Source organism: Haliscomenobacter sp., assembly GCF_965225875.1.
GTDB lineage: Bacteria > Bacteroidota > Bacteroidia > Chitinophagales > Saprospiraceae > Haliscomenobacter.
Genome location: NZ_CBDDBS010000002.1, coordinates 3655626 through 3674486, shown reverse-complemented (window position 1 = coordinate 3674486; position 18861 = coordinate 3655626). Strand labels below are relative to the sequence as shown.

The 18861-nt window shown below is 47.9% G+C and carries 12 protein-coding genes; 6 read left to right on the top strand and 6 right to left on the bottom strand.

The window, feature by feature from the left end; all coding sequences use genetic code 11:
* The first annotated feature begins 130 nt into the window (after positions 1 to 130).
* Positions 131 to 1219, top strand: a complete 1089-nt coding sequence (locus ACO08K_RS17035; RefSeq protein ID WP_421797614.1) for a DUF4837 family protein — start codon at positions 131 to 133, stop codon at positions 1217 to 1219.
* A 119-nt stretch (positions 1220 to 1338) separates the two neighbouring features.
* On the opposite strand, the gene ACO08K_RS17030 is transcribed toward ACO08K_RS17035, so the two are convergent.
* Positions 1339 to 2031: a head GIN domain-containing protein gene (locus ACO08K_RS17030; protein WP_421797613.1), complete on the bottom strand. Its 693-nt coding sequence runs from the start codon at positions 2029 to 2031 to the stop codon at positions 1339 to 1341.
* A 199-nt stretch (positions 2032 to 2230) separates the two neighbouring features.
* Here ACO08K_RS17030 and ACO08K_RS17025 point away from each other — a divergent pair, with 199 nt between their 5' ends.
* Both ACO08K_RS17025 and ACO08K_RS17020 read left to right on the top strand, forming a co-directional pair.
* A complete protein-coding gene (locus ACO08K_RS17025) occupies positions 2231 to 3781 on the top strand; it encodes a glycine--tRNA ligase (RefSeq protein WP_421797612.1) in 1551 nt (516 codons plus the stop codon).
* A gap of 313 nt (positions 3782 to 4094) precedes the next feature.
* A complete protein-coding gene (locus ACO08K_RS17020) occupies positions 4095 to 6347 on the top strand; it encodes a DUF5723 family protein (protein WP_421797611.1) in 2253 nt (750 codons plus the stop codon).
* 62 nt (positions 6348 to 6409) lie between these two features.
* On the opposite strand, the gene rocD is transcribed toward ACO08K_RS17020, so the two are convergent.
* The 5 genes from rocD to ACO08K_RS16995 form a co-directional block, all read right to left on the bottom strand.
* Complete coding sequence (rocD, locus tag ACO08K_RS17015) at positions 6410 to 7645, bottom strand: ornithine--oxo-acid transaminase (protein ID WP_421797610.1); 1236 nt, start codon at positions 7643 to 7645, stop codon at positions 6410 to 6412.
* Positions 7646 to 7830: 185 nt separating this feature from the next.
* A complete protein-coding gene (locus ACO08K_RS17010) occupies positions 7831 to 9621 on the bottom strand; it encodes a SulP family inorganic anion transporter (protein WP_421797609.1) in 1791 nt (596 codons plus the stop codon).
* Positions 9621 to 12485: a molybdopterin-dependent oxidoreductase gene (locus ACO08K_RS17005; RefSeq protein WP_421797608.1), complete on the bottom strand. Its 2865-nt coding sequence runs from the start codon at positions 12483 to 12485 to the stop codon at positions 9621 to 9623. The genes ACO08K_RS17010 and ACO08K_RS17005 overlap by 1 nt, the downstream gene beginning before the upstream one ends.
* A 104-nt stretch (positions 12486 to 12589) precedes the next feature.
* On the bottom strand, positions 12590 to 14233 hold the full coding sequence (locus tag ACO08K_RS17000; protein WP_421797607.1) for a 4Fe-4S dicluster domain-containing protein: 1644 nt from the start codon (positions 14231 to 14233) through the stop codon (positions 12590 to 12592).
* Positions 14234 to 14470: 237 nt separating this feature from the next.
* A complete protein-coding gene (locus tag ACO08K_RS16995; RefSeq protein ID WP_421797606.1) occupies positions 14471 to 14803 on the bottom strand; it encodes a rhodanese-like domain-containing protein in 333 nt (110 codons plus the stop codon).
* A 420-nt stretch (positions 14804 to 15223) separates the two neighbouring features.
* Here ACO08K_RS16995 and ACO08K_RS16990 point away from each other — a divergent pair, with 420 nt between their 5' ends.
* The 3 genes from ACO08K_RS16990 (at position 15224) to ACO08K_RS16980 (ending at position 18639) form a co-directional block, all read left to right on the top strand.
* Entirely contained in the window at positions 15224 to 16288 is a 1065-nt protein-coding gene (locus ACO08K_RS16990) for a c-type cytochrome (protein ID WP_421797605.1), read from the top strand.
* Between the two features lie 205 nt (positions 16289 to 16493).
* Positions 16494 to 18182, top strand: coding sequence for a bifunctional metallophosphatase/5'-nucleotidase (locus ACO08K_RS16985; protein ID WP_421797604.1), 1689 nt, complete (start codon positions 16494 to 16496; stop codon positions 18180 to 18182).
* A gap of 19 nt (positions 18183 to 18201) precedes the next feature.
* The gene (locus ACO08K_RS16980; RefSeq protein WP_421797603.1) at positions 18202 to 18639 is read left to right on the top strand and encodes a DsrE family protein; all 438 of its coding nucleotides are present in this window, start codon (positions 18202 to 18204) and stop codon (positions 18637 to 18639) included.
* Positions 18640 to 18861: the final 222 nt, after the last annotated feature.

Sequence of the window (18861 nt, the reverse complement as noted above, 5' to 3'; positions counted from 1 at the left end):
CTACGCTTTCAAGTATTATGACGCCATAATTTTTCTGTAATTGATTTTAAAACGGCGCGGAGCTTTTCTGCGCCGTTTTGCATTTTAATCCAGCCAAATCCGTACATTTCCGTTTTGAAATTAGTCCGTCATGGCTCGTAGAAGATTTTGGGAACTGCTGCTTTTTTTGGGATTGTGCCATTTCCTTGGCTCAGGTTGTGTCAAAGATAGCCCTGAAAAACCTTTACCACCAGCTTTGGGGAAACTCAATGAGTTGACCATTGTGATGGATACTGTCTGGTGGCAGGGAAAAATTGGCAGCGAGGTAAGGGCGCGCTTTTCGGCAGCTTTTCCCTTTGTGACTCCGGCAGAACCCTGGTTCAAAACGCAGTATTTCTCTCCGAAACGTTTTTTGACCAATCCGAGTTTTTTGGCTCAACGCAACTGCCTGATCATCATCCGCAAATACTCTTCCAATGCTCAGGAGCAAGCTTTGGCCAAAATCATCGAAAGCCGACTCAGTCAGGAGCAACTCAAACAATGGCGAGACAATCAGGTTTTTGCCATGGACAAAGTTTGGTCGAATCCACAGCGGGTGATGGTTGTAGCTGTTAATGATGAAAAACAAGCCTTGCAACTTTGGGAGCAATATTATCCCACCATTTATCAAAAAATTCGGGAAAACGAGGCTCATTTGCACGAATCAACCTTGTTTAAAAAGAAACAGGACGATGCCATCAATCGCAAACTCTGGGAAAACCATAAAGTAGACCTGGATTTGCCCCGTGGAACCCAGATCGTTAGCAGTACCGACTCAGTTTCCTGGTTGCAATATCCTTATCCCGATGGTGGAGCCTTGTGGATCCTCATTCGCCGTACTACCGTGGCTGAACTGGCCAGATCCGCTCAGGCTCCTGAAGCAACGCTACAAGGCGTTTTGCGGCGAACGCCTGCGCCTGCGGCGATGTACGGAGGAGGAGGTATTCGCCTGGAAGAAAAAAATCCACCCCTGTTCGCCTCGACCATCCGTTACCAAAAAACAATCCCCGCCACGGAATGGCGAGGATTGTGGTTGCTCGGTACCAGGACCGGATCCTTCATTTGCCAGTTGCCCAACTTCCCACCAGACGCTCCGGTCTTATTGGCGGGTTTTGTAGAAGGTACTTTATCCAATAAGGTGGAAAAATTATTGGAATTGCAATTCTTGTTGCAGCGGCAAAGGACGGAGATGAAACCGTAAGAAAGAGATGAAAGATAAGAGATGAAAGAGGCTACCGCAGCATTTTTGACAAGAATCTTGTCTAAGTCCCTGCGGTAGCCTCTTTCATCTCTCATCTTTCATCTCTCATCTCTCATTACTTACCTCATCTTCCGCACATCGCCCCCCAAAAATTGCTTCACCCGTTTTTCTTTGGGTTCGTTTTCGTATAAAATTTCGCCTCCGACGTTGGCCGCGGCTTCTAATAAGTCGGTTACCTGGACTTCGGCGCGGCCACCGGTGCTGGTTTTAACCGTAGCTTTTTCACCAATCAAATCCGAACAGCGGCATACGCCACCGGTGCTGGCATTGATGTCCTGATTTGTGGCAGTGCCTTTCAGGTTCAACTGGCCACCTTCCGAAGCAGTGGCATCCAGGCTTTTGACGTTGAGGCTCAAATCCATTTGACCACCTGCGGCCACACTGGCTGAAAACAAATCTGCGCTGAGGGTTTCTTTACAATCCACTTTTGCTCCGGCGCTGGCCCTCACGCCACGCAAACTTTTGTAGGTCACATAGGCTTTGACAATTTCGTTTTTGTACAAAAAGCCATTCAAAACCTGAATGCGCAGCACGCCTTTGACCACTTTTATTTCAATTTCTTTTTCAGGAATACCGTCAATGTACAGCACTACCTTGTTGGCATCCCCTGCTTCCAGGTGCATGGTGATGCTCCCAATGGCGCTGACCTGGTCAAAATTTTCCACCTGCACTTCCTTTTGAGCGTGTACCTGAGTCGTAAAAGCCAAACAGTACAATCCCAGCAGTAGTCCGATTTGCATCAATCGTTTCATATTCTTTTGTTTTTTTGAATTCGTGATTGGGTGATACTCCTGTAATAGGATGCTAAGAACGCCCGCTGCCCCTATTTTAGCACCCAGATAAAATATAAACAGGGCTGTAAACCAAAAAAATCGGGTTTTACCCGGCAACAAACCCGAATTTTTGCCATTTTTGCACCCTAATTCAGTATTACTCAAACAAGCATTTACAATGACCCAGCAAGCGGATCTGTTCAAGAAGTTGGTTGCACACAGCAAAGAGTACGGTTTTATCTTTCAATCGAGCGAAATTTACGATGGTCTTGCTGCCGTGTATGATTACGGTCCCTATGGTGTAGAACTCAAAAATAACATCAAGGATTACTGGTGGGCGGCAATGGTGCAGATGCACGACAACATCGTCGGACTGGATGCTGCCATCTTTATGCACCCCAAAACCTGGAAGGCTTCCGGGCACGTGGATGCTTTCAACGATCCTTTGGTAGACAACAAAGACAGCAAAAAACGCTTCCGCGCCGATGTGTTGATCGAGGAAGAAATTGATAAAATATTGGGCAAGGCGGATAAAGAAGTTGAAAAAGCCAAGAAAAAATTTGGCGATTCCTTCGACGAAGCCCTTTACCGCACCACCAACCCACGGGTACTTGAATATACCCAAAAAGCCCAGGCAGTAACCGATCGGCTCACCGCAGCGATGTCGAAAGGAGACATGGCCGAGATGAAAACCATTATCGAGGATTTGGACATCACCGACCCCGATACCGGCTCGCGCAACTGGACGGATGTACGCCAGTTCAACCTCATGTTCAATACCCAATTGGGCAATATTGCTGGGGAAGAAGGCAAACTCTACCTGCGCCCGGAAACTGCGCAGGGCATTTTTGTAAACTTTTTGAATGTACAAAAATCGACGCGTCAGAAAGTTCCTTTTGGCATCGCCCAAATTGGCAAAGCTTTCCGCAATGAAATTGTAGCCCGGCAGTTCATTTTCCGCATGCGCGAATTTGAACAAATGGAGATGCAGTTCTTCATTCGCCCTGGCGAAGAAATGAAGTGGTACGACTACTGGAAACAAACCCGGATGAACTGGCACCGCAAAATCGGTACCCCTGAGTCCAAACTGCGTTTCAAAGACCACGACAACCTGGCTCACTACGCCAACGCTGCGGTAGACATTCAGTACGAATTTCCTTTTGGTTTTAAAGAATTGGAGGGAATCCACTCCCGCACCAATTTTGACCTTAGCAGTCATCAAGAACTTTCTGGAAAAAAATTACAATATTTTGACCCAGAGCTCAATGAAAATTACGTACCTTATGTGCTCGAAACATCGGTTGGCGCCGACCGAATGTTCCTCGCCATGATGAGTGAATCACTCCAAGAAGAAACCGTACCAGATGCTGATGGCAATGACTCGACCCGGGTGGTAATGAAATTGCATCCAGCTTTGGCACCTATCAAGGTTGCAGTGTTGCCCTTGTTGAAAAATCGTGAAGAACTGGTAAAGGCAAGCACCGATGTATTCAACAAGTTGAAGTTCTCCTTCCAGTGTCAGTACGACGAAAAAGACGCCATTGGTCGTCGTTATCGCCGTCAGGATGCCATTGGTACACCTTATTGTGTGACCATTGATTTTGAGACCTTGGAAAACAATACTGTGACCATCCGTGAACGCGATAGTCTTAAACAAGAACGTGTCCACATTGATAAGATTGAAGAGATTGTTCGCCAGCGAGTTGATATGAAAACGTTGTTGGGGTAACCCTACGTGGTTACCCAACAAGGGCGGTCACAGAGGATCGCCCCTACGGAAAACCGCTGCACAATTCAATGTCGCAGCGGTTTTTTTTATATACAAAATCTTGTGACGTTCTTTTGACTTGAAGAACAGGCGAATCCAGTAAATTCCTCGTTAAACTAAAATGCGTAGTAGTGGGGCAAAAATAAGTTTTCATTTTTTTCTGAGTCAAAGGATTAGATAAGGCATTTGAAATGAAACGTTTACTTATCTAATCCTTTGACAAAATGGAATACTTGTTTTTCAGCGCCCCGCAGCATCCAAAAACCGAGCATTCATGAGTAACTTTACAAAACAACCTTCGATGCAAGCTACCCCCAGCCTACGGATTCGTTCCTTATTTTCCTTTTCCCAACCGCTTTGGTTGGCTTGCAGCTTCTGGCTGCTCGCCAATCCAATTTTTGCCCAGCGCAACCTTACTTTGTCCCAATTGACCTTTGCTCCACAGTCTTATCTGGTCAACCCTGGACGAATTCCGCTGTCTAAATACAACATTGGTCTGCCCCTGATGAGCGGGGCCAATGGGGCAGTGAGCAGTTCTGGCTTCCGTTTGGGTGATTTCCGGGAGGGCAGCAGCAATGTTGAAGGTGGCCCCGACAACCCCTACAAAAGATTCCTGGACAACCTGGATCAGCAGAATTACGCCCAAATGGACGTCAGCGTGAACTTACTGGATTTGGGCTTCCGCATTGGTTCCCGCAATTACATCAATGTTTTTGCCAACGAAACCATGAACGCCTTGATGAAGTACCCTCGGCCACTGGCTGAAATGTTGTTCAATGTAGGCAACAGCAAAATTGTCAACCGCACCTACGACATTCAGGATTTTCAGTACAACGTATTGCAGTATCGCTCTATTGGCATTGGTTACACCCGCCAAATCAACAAAAAACTTTCCATTGGGTTTCGGGCAAAGTCTCTGATGGGCATCAGCCAAATCCAAACCAACAATGACTCGATGCGCTTTGTCAGCGATGCCGATGATCGTTTTTTTGGCGTTTTGGGCAACCTGAGTTTTATGAGCTCGGGGGTTCAGAATTTGAAGCCCTACTATTCCATCCTGGGCAATTTGAATTTTGGCAGCTTGGCCACCCAAGCGCTCCAACGGAATCCATCCAACTACTTGCAGAATACGGGCAACAATGGCTTTGCTTTTGATCTTGGCCTGCAATACAATGTCAACAAGGAACTAGATTTATACGCCAGTTTGCTCAATGTAGGCAGCATCACCTGGAAAAATGACGTCACCATCAACCCGCTGGCCGACGACAACATCGAATTCCCTACCCAGGATCTGGATTACTTCAATTCCGAGGTATTGGAATTTGTGGATAGCCTGGGGCGTAAGGCAACCATCGACACTACCTTCAAAACCCGTTTGCCCGCCATGTTGTACGTAGGTGGCAGCTATTTTGTGACGCCCAATACGTCTATTGATGTGGTGCTCAATCCACGTTTTTACCTGGGGGAGGTGGATTTTGGCTTTGGAGTAGGCATTACCACCCGGGTAAATAAAATCTTACAGTTTGGAGGGAATATCTCCTCATTCAACAAATCAACCATCAACTTCGGTGCAGGCGCCGCACTAAACCTTGGGCCTGCCCAGATATATTTGGCTTCAGACAACATCATCCCCATCTTTGCTTTTAGCAGTTCCAAAACCGCTCATTTCAACTTGGGGCTCACCTTCAACTTTGGCCGCCAAACCCGCGACGAACGCTATGCGGAGTTAAACCCAAAGAAAAAAACTGACCCCAAGAAAAAGGAAGAACCTAAAGAATTACTGGCCAGTACCAAACCCAAAGAAAACGATAAAAAATCCAACAACCCGCCGGGTACCACTTCTCGGGCACCAAGTGAATTACCTCCTTCGGTCTCATTGGTGGGCACCGTTTTTAATGGGATAAGTAAAGAACAATTGACGGGAGTCGCGCTGGAGGTATACATTCAAAACAATGATGGTACTGAGGCATTGCTCACCAAGCGCACCTTTGGCAACGGCATTATTTTGCTCTCATTGAGACGTGAAAACAACCACCGATTGGTACTCCGTAAGAATGGTTTTTCACCCAATGAGACCATCATCAGCACCGATGAAATGGGCGGACAGCTGCAATTGAAAAAAGAATTTGAACTCAGTACCGGCGTTCAGGCACCGCCAACTATTGTTGCTCCGGTAACAGAGGAGGAGGAAGTAAGGGTGCCCGAGCGGGTACTCATCCCCGAGCGCAAGGTCGAAACGCCGCCTGTTGAAGAAAAACCTGCTCCAGTGGTTGAAACAACTCCGCCACCTAGTACTTCCAAACCATCCGTGAGTGTGTCCACTCGCCCTGGACGGGTGATCGTTTACCGGGTTTTGGAAAATTCTACCATCCGTCAAAACCCGGATGAACGAAGCCTGGAACTTTTACCCGTAGTGATTGGCCACCGTTTGGAATTGTTGGAAAAATCCAATGATGACTGGTGGAAAGTGCGTTTCCGAGATTTCGTGGGGTATTTGCCTGCGCGGATTTTGGAGTTGGAAGAGTAATAATTTGTAGTAATAGACTTGTGGTAATTGACTTACCACAAGTCTATTGATCAATCTTCGTGCTAAAATGACAGCAGGGTCTCCCGTATAATCCCCACACAATCCCACAACTGCTCCTCCGTGATCACCAATGGTGGTGCCAAGCGAATTTTGTTGCCATGTGTGGGTTTGGCCAACAAACCCTTATCCCGGAATTGCAAACAGATTTTCCAGGCCAAATCCGAATCTTCGTCGGTATTGATCACGATGGCATTCAGCAAGCCCTGGCCCCGGACAAGGGTAAGCAGATCCGTTTCTTTCCGTAGCTCATTCAGTGCTCCCCGAAACATTTCTCCGAGCTGCTGGGCATTGTCTGCCAGTTTTTCATCCAAGACCACTTGTAATGCTTCCCGAGCAACCGCACAAGCGAGCGGGTTACCCCCATAAGTAGAGCCATGCTCACCCGGACGAATACACAACATGATTTCATCATTGGCCAATACTGCCGACACAGGCAATACCCCACCTGAAAGTGCCTTGCCCAGAATCAGGATGTCTGGCTTGATGCCATAGTGGTCTAGTGCAAGCATTTTGCCCGTGCGTGCAATCCCCGTCTGGATTTCGTCACCGATGAATAGCACTTGCTTTTCCCGACACATGCGGAAAGCCGCAGATAGATAGCCTGGGTCAGGAACCACTACTCCGGCTTCCCCTTGAATGGGTTCAATCAACAAGCCTGCTACATGGGGATCCTCCAACGCAGCCTCCAATGCTGCCAGGTTGTTGTACTCTACCATTTCCCAGCCCGGCATGTAAGGGCCAAAGCCTCCCCGGCTGGAAGGATCGGTCGAGCCAGAAATAACGGAAAGGGTACGCCCGTGGAAGTTACCGGTAGCAAAGAGGATTTTGGCCTGATTGCCGGGCACCCCTTTTACTTCGTAAGCCCACTTGCGACAAAGTTTGAGGGCAGTTTCAACGGCCTCTACCCCTGTGTTCATGGGCAGCACTTTATCGTAGCCAAATAGTTTGGTAATGTATTCTTCGTAAGGCCCCAATTCGGAATTGTAAAAAGCCCGGGAGATCAAGGTGAGTTTTTGGGCCTGGGTGGTCAAAGCCTCAATGATTCTGGGATGGCAATGCCCCTGATTGACCGCCGAATAAGCTGAAAGGAAGTCATAATACTGCTTTCCATCAACATCCCACACGTGTACTCCCCGCCCCCGTTCGATGACGGCCTCCAGTGGGTGGTAATTGTGTGCACCATATTGTTCTTCCTTGGCAATGAGGAACTCACTGCGGGTTGCGGTCATTGTTGCCATAGCTGAAATGCTTTGTGGGTTGAGAGAATTGAACCAGAAATCGGTTATAAAATTAAGGCATTGACTTTTTTTGATTTCAATTTACGTTAAATTGACTACAATAATGACTTTTTGAGTTAAAATAACTTTATCCGCTTTTATAAAATCTTGTTATGTAGTAATTTGACATAAGGAATATTTCATATTCATCTTGCTGGTTCTGTTTTGAGCAATTCCATTGGTTGTTCCGCTGCTTCAGCTTTGATGCGACACTCCCGGAAAACCCGCTTTTCACAAGTCCGACAAGCCTCATCCGGGATCAGGGTATAGATGTATTCAATGGCATCTTTTTTGGCAATAAAAAAGTGATTTTCGCCAATTAAGGCCTTAAATCCACTGTGGATCAATACGTCCTGCGCCACCACTTTAAGGTTGGACAGATACAGCCCTCCCTCTCTTGCCTTCCAACGTTCGGCTTCTTCATACAACCAATGCGCGCCCGATAAACCAATAAAGTTGACCCCTTCGCACAAGATGAGGCAATACTTGTGTTTACCCTCGCGTACCTGATCAAAAAAATCCGAGATATGATCTACTGCACCATAAAAAATGGGGCCGTCCAGGCGGATGATTTTGATTTGGGAACATTCCCGTAATTCCGGCTTACGCTTGATGTACGTAAGGCTGTTGTCTGGCTTGGTAGGATCAGGGGCCATTGTAGCAATATGCGGGGTAGAAACCTTGTACAAAAAGAAGGCCAGCGAAACCATAATGCCCAGAAAGATGGCGTATTCCAATGAGAACAAAAGGGTGGCAATAAACGTGATCACAAAAACACTTGCCTCCAGGCTACTGGCCCGAAAGATGCGTTTGATTTCGTCAGTATCAATCAAATTAATCGATACCAGTAGAATAATTCCGCCCATACCAGCAATGGGCAAATAGCTGGCCAAGGGAGAAATGAACAGCAAGATCACCAGTAAAATCAGGGATGCAAACACCGCTGAGAGTGGCGTGCGGGCGCCCGCCTGGTAATTGACCCCTGAACGGGTAAAAGACCCGGAACTGGCGTATGCTGAAAAAAAACTCCCCACGATGTTCGACAAGCCCTGCCCCACGAACTCCCGGTTGCTGTCAATTCGTTGCCCCGACTGGCTCCCGATGTTTTTTCCAATGGCAATGGCTGAAATGAGTCCAATCATGGCCACCGCAAAAGCACTGGGAAAAAGTGTAGAAAACTCCGAGATCGAAAAACTGGGCCAACTCATCGGAGGCAAGGCATGGTCGATGTCTGCTACAAAATGAATGCCTATTTCCTCCCCTCCAAAAGCCACTGCACACAAGCTACCCATGATCAAACCGCCGATGAGATTGGGCCATTTGGGCTTCCACAATTTGAGTGCTACGGCACTACAAAAACTAATCACCGCCACCGAAAAAACCTGAAAATTGAACTCGTGAATTTTTTCAAAAAAAACGTAGACAACTTCAAAAGCATTCAGGCCATTTTTAATGCTTACCCCCGAAATATTTTTCAATTGGCTGATCATGATCAACAGCGCTGCTCCGGTTGAAAACGCCGTGATGACCGTACTGGAGACAAAGTTGACAAAAATGCCCAGGCGGGCCAGGCCAAAACCCAATTGAATAATGCCTACAAAGAGGGTGATGGAAAAAGCCAGGGTGACATATTCATTGGTTCCCGGCACTGCAAGCTGGCTCAAGGCAGCAAAAACAACCAGTGAATTGGCCGTGGTCGGCCCCGATACCATGTGCATGGAAGAACCAAAAAGCCCGGCAATAATCGGTGGAATAATGGCGGTATACAAGCCATAAACTGGCGGCAATCCCGCAATCATGGCAAAAGCCAAACCCTGTGGCAATACAATAATGGAGCCCGTTAACCCAGCCAAAAAATCGGCTCTCAGCGTCCGGCGGTTGACCTGTTTGAACCAGTTTGGGTAAGGATTAATCGTGTTCCAGTATGACTTTGCCATTATTTGATGTAAAAAGTTTCTTCAGCTGGTCGTAGTGCCCGTTTAATCCAGAGGGGCCTGCGCAGGCCCTTGGGTCCGGGGGCAGGTCGCGCCATTTCCATCCATTTTTTGTACACTTCGAAGGACTTCTTCGTGTCTACAAAAATGTCGCCATATTCATCTCCTGCCTGCGCCCGTTCAATGCGTACTTTCTGGTGCCAACAGTGCATGCCCGAAATTGGGTCGGGGTGTACGGGGAAGGTGATGTTTTGGTGCACTCCGCCATCACTCCAAAAAATGCGCGAACTATCGGCATCTTTACTGGTAAAGGGTTGTATGCCCTGAATTTGTTTCATTTTCCAGGCACCATTACCATCGGTTTCAATGTTCACTACCGCGGTAGCCCAACGGTTGCCTGCCGGATCGCTCAGTCGCCGCCAGCGCCCCAGGTGGTGCGAGCAAGCGACTACTCCGGGTTTCATGCCTTCCGTCACCCATACCTTGTCCACAAAATAACCAATTTCAGTATTGATGCGCAACAAATCGCCGGTTTCAACGCCAAATTTTGCGGCGTCTTCGGTATGCATCCAAATCGGATTGTGGTTGCTGAGTTCGTACAGCCATTTGGCGTTGCCGGAGCGGGAGTGGATCAAAGTTGGGATGCGGAAAGTGGGCACCAGCGGGTACTCTCCTTTTTCCCGATCCATCGTTTCCTCGTGGATATGGCTCTTGATGTACACCGGGATGGCGTATTCAGGCCATTTCCAGTCGACCATGGTTTGGCTAAAAAACTCGTTTTTGCCCGAGGGCGTTGGGAAGCCTTCCACGGGTTTGCCCTGGTGCATCAGGCCGACAGTTTTGCCCTTTTTCTGAATGGTTTGGGTCAAAGGATTCACCTCTGTACCTTCCAATTCTTTGGCACTGAGTTCGCGGAGGTTCTTTTCGTATACGGAGGGCTCTACCAGAAAAGCACCATACTTGCGCATGTAATCCAGCGCGCTAAGCCCCTCTTTGGCTGCCGCTTCAGGCAAGCCCTTGGTATGCTCAAAAATGTATTGATAATATTCGTCTACAGTGATTTTTTCACCAGGCCGATAAGGTGAAATGAAGTGTTCCTTGATGCCCAATGAGCCATCAGGGTCGATGCGCCAGGAAAGTTCGATCCAAAATTCATCTTCTTCCCAAACTTCGCCAGGGTTTGATTCATAAGTAAAGTTTACAGGCTTACCGTCGCGTCGGGCTTTTTCCCGCAAGACGGGTTGGCGGAAGGCAATCCATACTCCAGCGTGGGTTTCATAGGTATTCAAATCATGCCGCTCGGAGGCCAAGCCCATTGGCAGCACGTAATCCGCAAAAAAAGCGGTTTCGCTCCAGATTGGGGTCAGGGCAGCGTGCAGGCCAAACTGCTTTTCATCGCTAAAACTCTCAATCCAAGAAAAGCCATCTGGGTAGGTCCAAACGGGGTTGAACACCCTGGAAAAATACACATCCATAAAGCCTCGGCCTTCTTTAAGCATGTGGGGCAAGAGGAAGGACATTTCAAAAAAGGCCAGGGGATATTCTTTGGGGAAATGCAACTCGTTCCAAAACTTCTGGGCAGGTGGATGGTCAAAAAAATGGGGATGGTACTTGTTCCAGGTATTCGGAGAAGTCCCCCCTTCGGTGCCCACTGCCCCCATCAGCACATTCAAAAAATGCAAACAACGCGCCACCGCCCAGCCCCCCAGATTGCCCGAGCCCGCCGAACGCCAGTTGTGGGTAGCAAAACGGGTACCCGCTTCGGCAATCACTTTGGCTACTTCCCGGGTGGTGGTTGCAGGTACACCCGTTTCGGCTTCAGCGTATTCGGGGGTGTATTCAGCGTAAACTTCTTTCAGGGTTTCAATAAAGTTTTCAAAGGTACATTCCTTGTCGGGGTATGCTGCTTTGAGGTATTCGTCCCAATTGACCCAGTTTTCGACATAATCCCGATTGTACCAGCCGTTGATGATCAATTCTCTGGCCAAAGACAACAATATTGCAGCCTCTGAACCGGGATAAGTTGGCAACCAATAATCCGCCATACTCGCGGTATTGGACAAACGGGGATCCATCACAATCAACTTGGCCCCCTTCATTTTTGCCTCAATAATGCGTTGGGCATGGGGGTTAAAATAATGCCCACTTTCTAGGTGCGCCGATAGCAGCAACATCGCTTTGGCGTTGGCGTGATCGGGAGAAGGGCGGTCGTGCCCATACCAGATGGCGTAGCCAAAACGGGCACCCGAGGAACAAATGTTGGTATGGCTGTTGTGTCCATCCACTCCCCAGGCTTGCAGTACCCGATCCATGTAGCCCTCGTGGCCAGGCCGGCCTACGTGGTAGGCAATTTCGTTGTTTCGGCCTTCTTGCAAGGCTTTGCGCATGCGTCCAGCGATGTCATCCAGCACCTCATCCCAGCTTACGCGATCCCATTTGCCTTCACCTCTTTTGCCACTGCGTTTGAGGGGGTAGAGAATACGGTCAGGGTCGTTGATTTGGTTGATGGTAGCCGGGCCCTTGGCGCAATTGCGGCCCCGGCTGCCAGGGTGCCAGGGATTGCCTTCAAACTTGCGCACCTCGTTGGTCTCCTTGTCGATGTAACTCAACAAGCCACAAGCACTCTCGCAATTGAAGCAGGTGGTAGGTACTATGGAATAAGTCTTTTTTTGCTTTTTGGGCCAGGCTTTGGCCTCGTATTCGGTCCAATTGTCCCATTGGTCGGGGGGCGGAAATTTGGTCAGGTCGCCGGGCTCAGTCAGGCTGTTTACCTTGGGCGCATAGTCCTCTTCCTGGTGCAAATTGGGGATGAGCCCGATGCCTTCAGCAATGCGTTCGATGAGGGAAGGTTTATGTTTGTAGGCCATATTGGTTGGAGTTGAGAAGGTTGAGGGAGGTCGATGAAGGTTGAGGCTACCGCAGCGACTTGGACAAGGTCTTTGTCAAAAACGCTGCAGGAGCCTCGACTTTCTCAACTTAGTGGTATCCGTTGTGGTGCTTCCACCCAAATTTTTTCCGTATAAAAAATACCAATCAAACTGAGCACAGCTGCTCCGAGATTGGCCCAAAAGTCGCCACCTGCCAGATTGATCAACAGTACGGGGACAAAAATGCCCAGGCCAATGCTGACGAACCAAAACAACTTGCGGTACTGCCCTTTCAAGATCATTTTGACCACCAGTTTGGCATCCTGGGTTGGGTGCGTTATGCTCAGTTCCAGGAAAACCAAAATCAGGTTGAGCAGCAGGGTAAAACTGAGGATAGCCCCCATTCGACCCGCCCAACTTATTGCTTGCTGATCCAAAGAAGCGAGCACCAACAGTACCGCTGCGCCAGCTGCAAAAGAGTGCCCCAACATGTGCAGTACCAGCATAGGGCTTTGCCAAAAATCCCGGCCTTTGGCTTGGGCAAATAAGAAGGCGGTATACACAGCAGTCACCAAAGCAGCCAATCCGGCAAACCACATCAGGCTTGCCATAACGATATTGGACACTTGGATTTTTAACATAAAAATGGCCAGCAAAGCGGTCAGCAGGCCACCGTACAGACTCAGAGCATATCCACCTTTGACCAACCATGAACGCCACTGCGGCCGCAAAATCACGTATAAAAACCGCATGGGCTGGTCCAGATCTTTAACCAACAAAGCAGTAGTTGCCAAAAGAAAAAACAGGGCTGTACCAAGCATCACCACGAATTGCTGGGTGGTGATCACATCGGTTTCACCGAGTATCCAGAATAAAAATGGAATCAAAAACACACCCGCTGCAACCGCTTTAGTGGTCACGTAACTCCATACTTCCCAGCCCCACATGATGCCTTTACTTGGCGCATCATAATATCGTTTTGCTTCGCTGCCCATCAGTGCTTCAACTGATTTGACTGCTTGTCCACGTTGTTTTAATTCTGAAGTTTCGTAAGTATTGCCTTGAGCCTCCAGCACAGTAGCGATGAGATCGCTACCATTGTAGGCCATTTTTTCGGTGTTCTTGGCGTAATGGCCTACCCCACGTGCCTGGGCACTTACCCCCATCGTTGCCCCTTTGTCGACTGCGGTGGGAATGAGGTTGTGGTCGTCGCCATTGATGTAAAACAGGTTGGGGCGGGTGCCTTTGGACACTTTGCGGGCAGTGACTTGTTCGCGAGACAATAGTTGGGCGATTTCCGAAAGGGGATCTTCCATATCGCCAGAAATGATAGCATGCTCTGGGCAAACATTCACACAGGCAGGTTCCAGGCCCACATCCACACGGTGGGCGCAGTAGTTGCATTTGGCGGCGGTGCGGCTTTCGGGATCGATGTACAGGGCATCGTAAGGGCAGGCTTGCATACAGGATTTGCAACCGATGCAGCGGTTTTTGTCAAAATCCACGATTCCATCTTCCCGAAAATGCAGGGCTTCCACTGGGCAAATTTCCACACAGGGGGCATCTGTGCAGTGGTTGCAACGCATAACGGAGAAGACGCGCCGGGTATTGGGAAAAAGCCCTTTTTCAACCTGTTTGACCCAGGTCCGGAATACCCCGACGGGTACTTCGTGCTCCTGCTTGCAGGCTGTGGTGCAGGCGTGGCAACCAATACATTTGCGGTTATCGATGACAAATCCGAACTTCATGGCATCTGGTTTAGGAGTTCATCAATTTACTTCAAATAAACCAGCAAATTCAAATTTTTACGTGTGCACGATTCTTTGATGCACTTCTTGTGCTGACCTGAAGCGCTGATAACAAATATAATTTTAATTTTTCAAAACATGAAAAAATGTTCATGTATTCATAAAAAATAAGCCCGGAATTGAAATAAAACTCCGAGCCAATCTTTGAAAATAAAACCCAACCAAATCTTGTGATACCTACATGCCAGTTATCCCACCCGACAAATTGTACAACTTGGTAAATCCACGCCCTGCCATAATGTTGCAGGCCTGCCCACTCCGATTGCCACTGCGGCAATAAACGAGATAAGTTTTCTCTTTGTCCAGCTTATCGATATTGGCCAGAAAACTGCGCGAAAAAATGTCAATGTTCATTGAACCAGGCAGTTTTCCACCAGCAACTTCTGCAGGTGTACGTACGTCCAGGATTATCGCATCCGTAGTATTTTCGGCAATTTTTAAAAACTCCTCGGCTTTAATATTTTGGTACTTGCTGTTCGCTGTACCAAAAAGAGATTGAAAAAGACTCATTGTGGTCAATTTTTGATGGTGTTCAACTAATGGTACAAAACTCGGAGGCTTTGACAAGCTGTTCTGTGAAACAGATCACTTTGCAAAAAAAATCGCCAGCGCTATTTTGTAGATTAAGGTTTATTCAAAATAAAATTTCAGCTCTTTGTGACCAGCGTCACATTTCTTTCAAGCCCAAGCGAATACTTTTAACAAAAATTTCATCCACCTCTTTTGACCCAAACAAACCTACTGCTTAAAAAAAAGCGCTGTACACGCCATGCAGCTCCTAGTAGTGGGGCAAAAATAAGTGCTCATTTTTCTTGAGCCAAGAATTAGATAAGGCACTTAAAATGAATCGCTTACTCATCTAATCCTTTGGCAAAATGAGCACTTATTTTTTATCGCCCTACTGAATTTTTGATCGCACAAAATGGTTTTATGAAAAACGAAGGAAAAGATTCATTCGACCGAGGGATGTTACAAACCATCCAGCTTTTGACCAATGCTGTATCCATCCTATTTGTAGGCATGATTTTAATGACCCTGGTTTTTGTGTTTAACGATGATCTGATGACTTTTTTTGATCGGGTGACCACTCCTAACCCAAAGGTGGAAATGCCTGATGAGAAACTTGTATTGGCCAGTGCTGCAAGCAGTACCTTTTGGACTGCGCCCAAATTGAGTGAAATCAGCGACTCTAAACAGCGTGAACAGGTCAATTATGGTCGACAACTGATTGCCCATACTGCCAGATACTTGGGGCCAAAAGGTTCAGTCAAAGCCATGAGCAATGGCATGAACTGCCAAAACTGTCACCTGGATGCGGGCACCAAAGTTTTTGGCAACAACTATGGCTCGGTCGCCTCTACCTACCCAAAGATGCGTGCCAGAAGTGGTAGTGTCGAAAACATTTACAAACGGGTGAACGACTGCTTTCAACGCAGCCTCAATGGCATGGAACTCGACACGCTCGGTAAGGAGATGCAAGCCATCAAAGCCTATATTGAATTTTTGGGCAAAGAAGTCCCCAAAGGTGAAAAAGCAGAAGGCTCGGGGCTCAAAGAACTTTCTTTTCTCGATCGGGCTGCTGACCCGGCCAAAGGCAAGCTGGTCTATGTCGACAAATGTCAAAGCTGCCATCAGGCCAACGGCGCTGGTCTGAAAAATACGCCCCGTAACGAATACGTATACCCGCCCTTGTGGGGAAAAAACAGCTACAACGACGGGGCCGGATTGTACCGCGTTAGCAATTTTGCCAAATACGCCAAGTACAACATGCCGCTTGGAGTGAGTCACACCTCAGCCCAGTTGAGCGACGAAGAAGCCTGGGATGTGGCCGCCTTTGTCAACTCCCAAAGTCGCCCCCACAAAGATGTGCCGCAAGACTGGCCGGATATTTCCAAAAAGCCCGTTGATCATCCTTTTGGCCCTTACACGGATGGATTTTCAGAACAGCAACACAAATTTGGGCCTTTTCAACCCATATTAAAGCAGAAAAATTAACTTCCCGATTTGGGTTTTGAATAGGAAGTCGAACGCTTCATTTCAAGTGAGCTTCCTATTCAAAACCCTCTAAAAAAATCGGGAAGTAATTTTTTGCGTCATACAAAGCGGCAGCTCAGCCTAAGCCAGGTAAAACCAAATAATCATTTTTTAACGCAACCCTAAATGCCCTCCAGACGAGGCAGGGTCTACAATCAACCGCATTATGTTGGAGCAAAGCAGAAGAAAATTTTTACGGCAAGTAGGTGCCTTGAGCGCGGGGGCGGGCTTGATTGGGGCCACGCCAATTGCTGTTCAGGCAGCAGAATCTACAAAAAGCGACTTGCCCGAAGCCGATAAACCGTTCACCATCAGCATCCTGCAAACCACCGATGTGCACTGTCAGGTACATCCACACGATGAGTTGTTTTGGGAAAACAACCAGATCACTTTTCGCAAAACTGGTGGTTATGCCCAATTGGCAACTTACCTGAAAAAAGAGCGCAAGAAGAACTCCTACACCTTTGTGTTGGATACGGGCGACATGTTTCAGGGCAGTGAGCTGTCCATCAAAACGACCGGAAAAGCAATGGTTCCCATTTTGAACCAGTTGGAATACGACCTGTATCTGCCAGGAAACTGGGAGGTGATTTACCATAAAAAAATGATGCAAACGCTGCTGGGCTCGCTCAATGCACCCAAGGTTTGCGCCAATATGTACCACGACCTCGGCGACAAAAAAAAGGGTGAACTGATTTTTCAACCCTATCATATCTGGAATGTGGCGGGGGTAAAAATAGGCTTTTTGGGGTATACCGACCCCCTCGTTCCCTTGCGCCAGTCGCCGATCTACAGCAAAGGGATCCTTTATACGCAACCTGAAGAAAACCTGGCTCACTACGTAGACGTGTTGCGCAATCAGGAGCAATGCGCTTATGTGCTCATCATTGCACATCTGGGGCTCTCACAGCAGATTGCGCTGGCCAACAAGCCAGAATGTGAGGGTGTCGACTACATCCTGGGGGGTGACACTCACGAACGGGTGCGCAAGCCCATCCAGTGCAAGTACTCAAAAGTGGTGGAACCAGGTGCTTTTGGCTCCTTTGTTGGCAGGTTGGAACTCACGATCCAAAATGGAAAAGTGATTGCGGATCAATACAGCCTGGATGAGGTTGATGCCAACAAGTACAAGGCGGATAAAGAAATGAACGCCTTGGTAAAAGCCAATGAGCAGCCTTTTTATGATGATATTTATAAAGTGGTGGGCTACAGTACCATTCCACTCTACCGGTATTTTGTGGTGGAAAATCCTATCGATACCATGGTACTCGATTCCTTGAAGTGGAAATTGCCAGAGGTAGATGTGGTGTTGTCGAATGGATTCCGCTTTTGCCCGCCCCGGGCTACACCTGACCAAACGGGAAATATCCCGATCACCAATGGCTACATTTATGATATGCTCCCCGTAGATAGTACGGTGCGCACCGCAAAGGTGAGTGGGCAACAAATCATCAATTGGCTGGAGAGTGAGCTGAACAATGTTTTTGCCAAAGATGCTTCCCAGCGTTTCGGTGGTTGGTTGATTAAATTTAAAGGGATGGAAATCTCTTTCAATGCTTTTGCGGACAAAGGCAAACGGGTTCAGACGGTGGAGATCGGCGACAAGCCACTGGATTTGAATAAGATGTACAGCATTTGCGCCTGCGAGCGGGAAGGAGACCCCATGGACATGCTTTGCCGCATCAGGAATGTGGTAGACGCTCAAAATACGCCTTACACCTTGCATTCGGTCATGCGGGAGTACCTCAGCAAACATTCGCCAGTAACGCCGACGCCGCCACTGAATGCAAAAATATTGGATGCCCCCCAAACCCTCTTGACTCAGGTCAGTGGTGTGGATTATCAATTTACCTAAAGAAATAAATACCGTGTTGATGAAAAAAATATGCTTGCTCCTGCTATTACTGCCTGCCTTACAATTTGTACAGGCGCAAAACCACCAAACCCTCAGCGACGAGGGTTACCAAGACAATAAAATTGTGTTTCAAGTAGTGACTCAGGATACCGTAGCGCATAAAGCCTTGATGAAACAGCTGAACAACATCCGCTCCGTAGCACCCAACACGCCTATCGAAGTAGTCTGTCATGGCCCGGGATTGTACATGCTGGTTACCGAACGCTGTGTCATCCAAAAACAGATCAAAGAACAGGCCGCCAAAGGCATCAGCTTTGTAGCTTGCGAATTTTCCCTCAAAGAACGGAATGTATCCAAGGATGCCGTGGTGCCAGAAGCCGACTTCGTGCGCTCGGGGGCACTGGAGATTGCCAATAAGCAACGCCTGGGCTGGAGCTACTTGAAAGCAGGGTTTTGATATTGGAGGCTGCGCACATGCTTTTAACGTCCAACAAAAGTATGTGCGCAGTCAACAAACAGCTCTCTACGATTTTTAGTGCCATAGGTTTCATTTTAGCCTACTTCTTCGACGAATATTTTAGCTCTTGTCAAAAGCCCGACGCTGGTTCTTTTTTCACTCAAATTACGCCGCTTAAAAATTAGGGATATTCCTTATTTGACTATCTTAGCCATCAATTCC

Coding starts and splice junctions, on each gene's coding strand:
- ACO08K_RS17035 (WP_421797614.1), top strand. CDS start 131: ATGGCTCGTAGAAGATTTTGGGAACTGCTGCTTTTTTTGGGATTGTGC.
- ACO08K_RS17030 (WP_421797613.1), bottom strand. CDS start 2,031: ATGAAACGATTGATGCAAATCGGACTACTGCTGGGATTGTACTGTTTG.
- ACO08K_RS17025 (WP_421797612.1), top strand. CDS start 2,231: ATGACCCAGCAAGCGGATCTGTTCAAGAAGTTGGTTGCACACAGCAAA.
- ACO08K_RS17020 (WP_421797611.1), top strand. CDS start 4,095: ATGAGTAACTTTACAAAACAACCTTCGATGCAAGCTACCCCCAGCCTA.
- rocD (WP_421797610.1), bottom strand. CDS start 7,645: ATGGCAACAATGACCGCAACCCGCAGTGAGTTCCTCATTGCCAAGGAA.
- ACO08K_RS17010 (WP_421797609.1), bottom strand. CDS start 9,621: ATGGCAAAGTCATACTGGAACACGATTAATCCTTACCCAAACTGGTTC.
- ACO08K_RS17005 (WP_421797608.1), bottom strand. CDS start 12,485: ATGGCCTACAAACATAAACCTTCCCTCATCGAACGCATTGCTGAAGGC.
- ACO08K_RS17000 (WP_421797607.1), bottom strand. CDS start 14,233: ATGAAGTTCGGATTTGTCATCGATAACCGCAAATGTATTGGTTGCCAC.
- ACO08K_RS16995 (WP_421797606.1), bottom strand. CDS start 14,803: ATGAGTCTTTTTCAATCTCTTTTTGGTACAGCGAACAGCAAGTACCAA.
- ACO08K_RS16990 (WP_421797605.1), top strand. CDS start 15,224: ATGAAAAACGAAGGAAAAGATTCATTCGACCGAGGGATGTTACAAACC.
- ACO08K_RS16985 (WP_421797604.1), top strand. CDS start 16,494: ATGTTGGAGCAAAGCAGAAGAAAATTTTTACGGCAAGTAGGTGCCTTG.
- ACO08K_RS16980 (WP_421797603.1), top strand. CDS start 18,202: ATGAAAAAAATATGCTTGCTCCTGCTATTACTGCCTGCCTTACAATTT.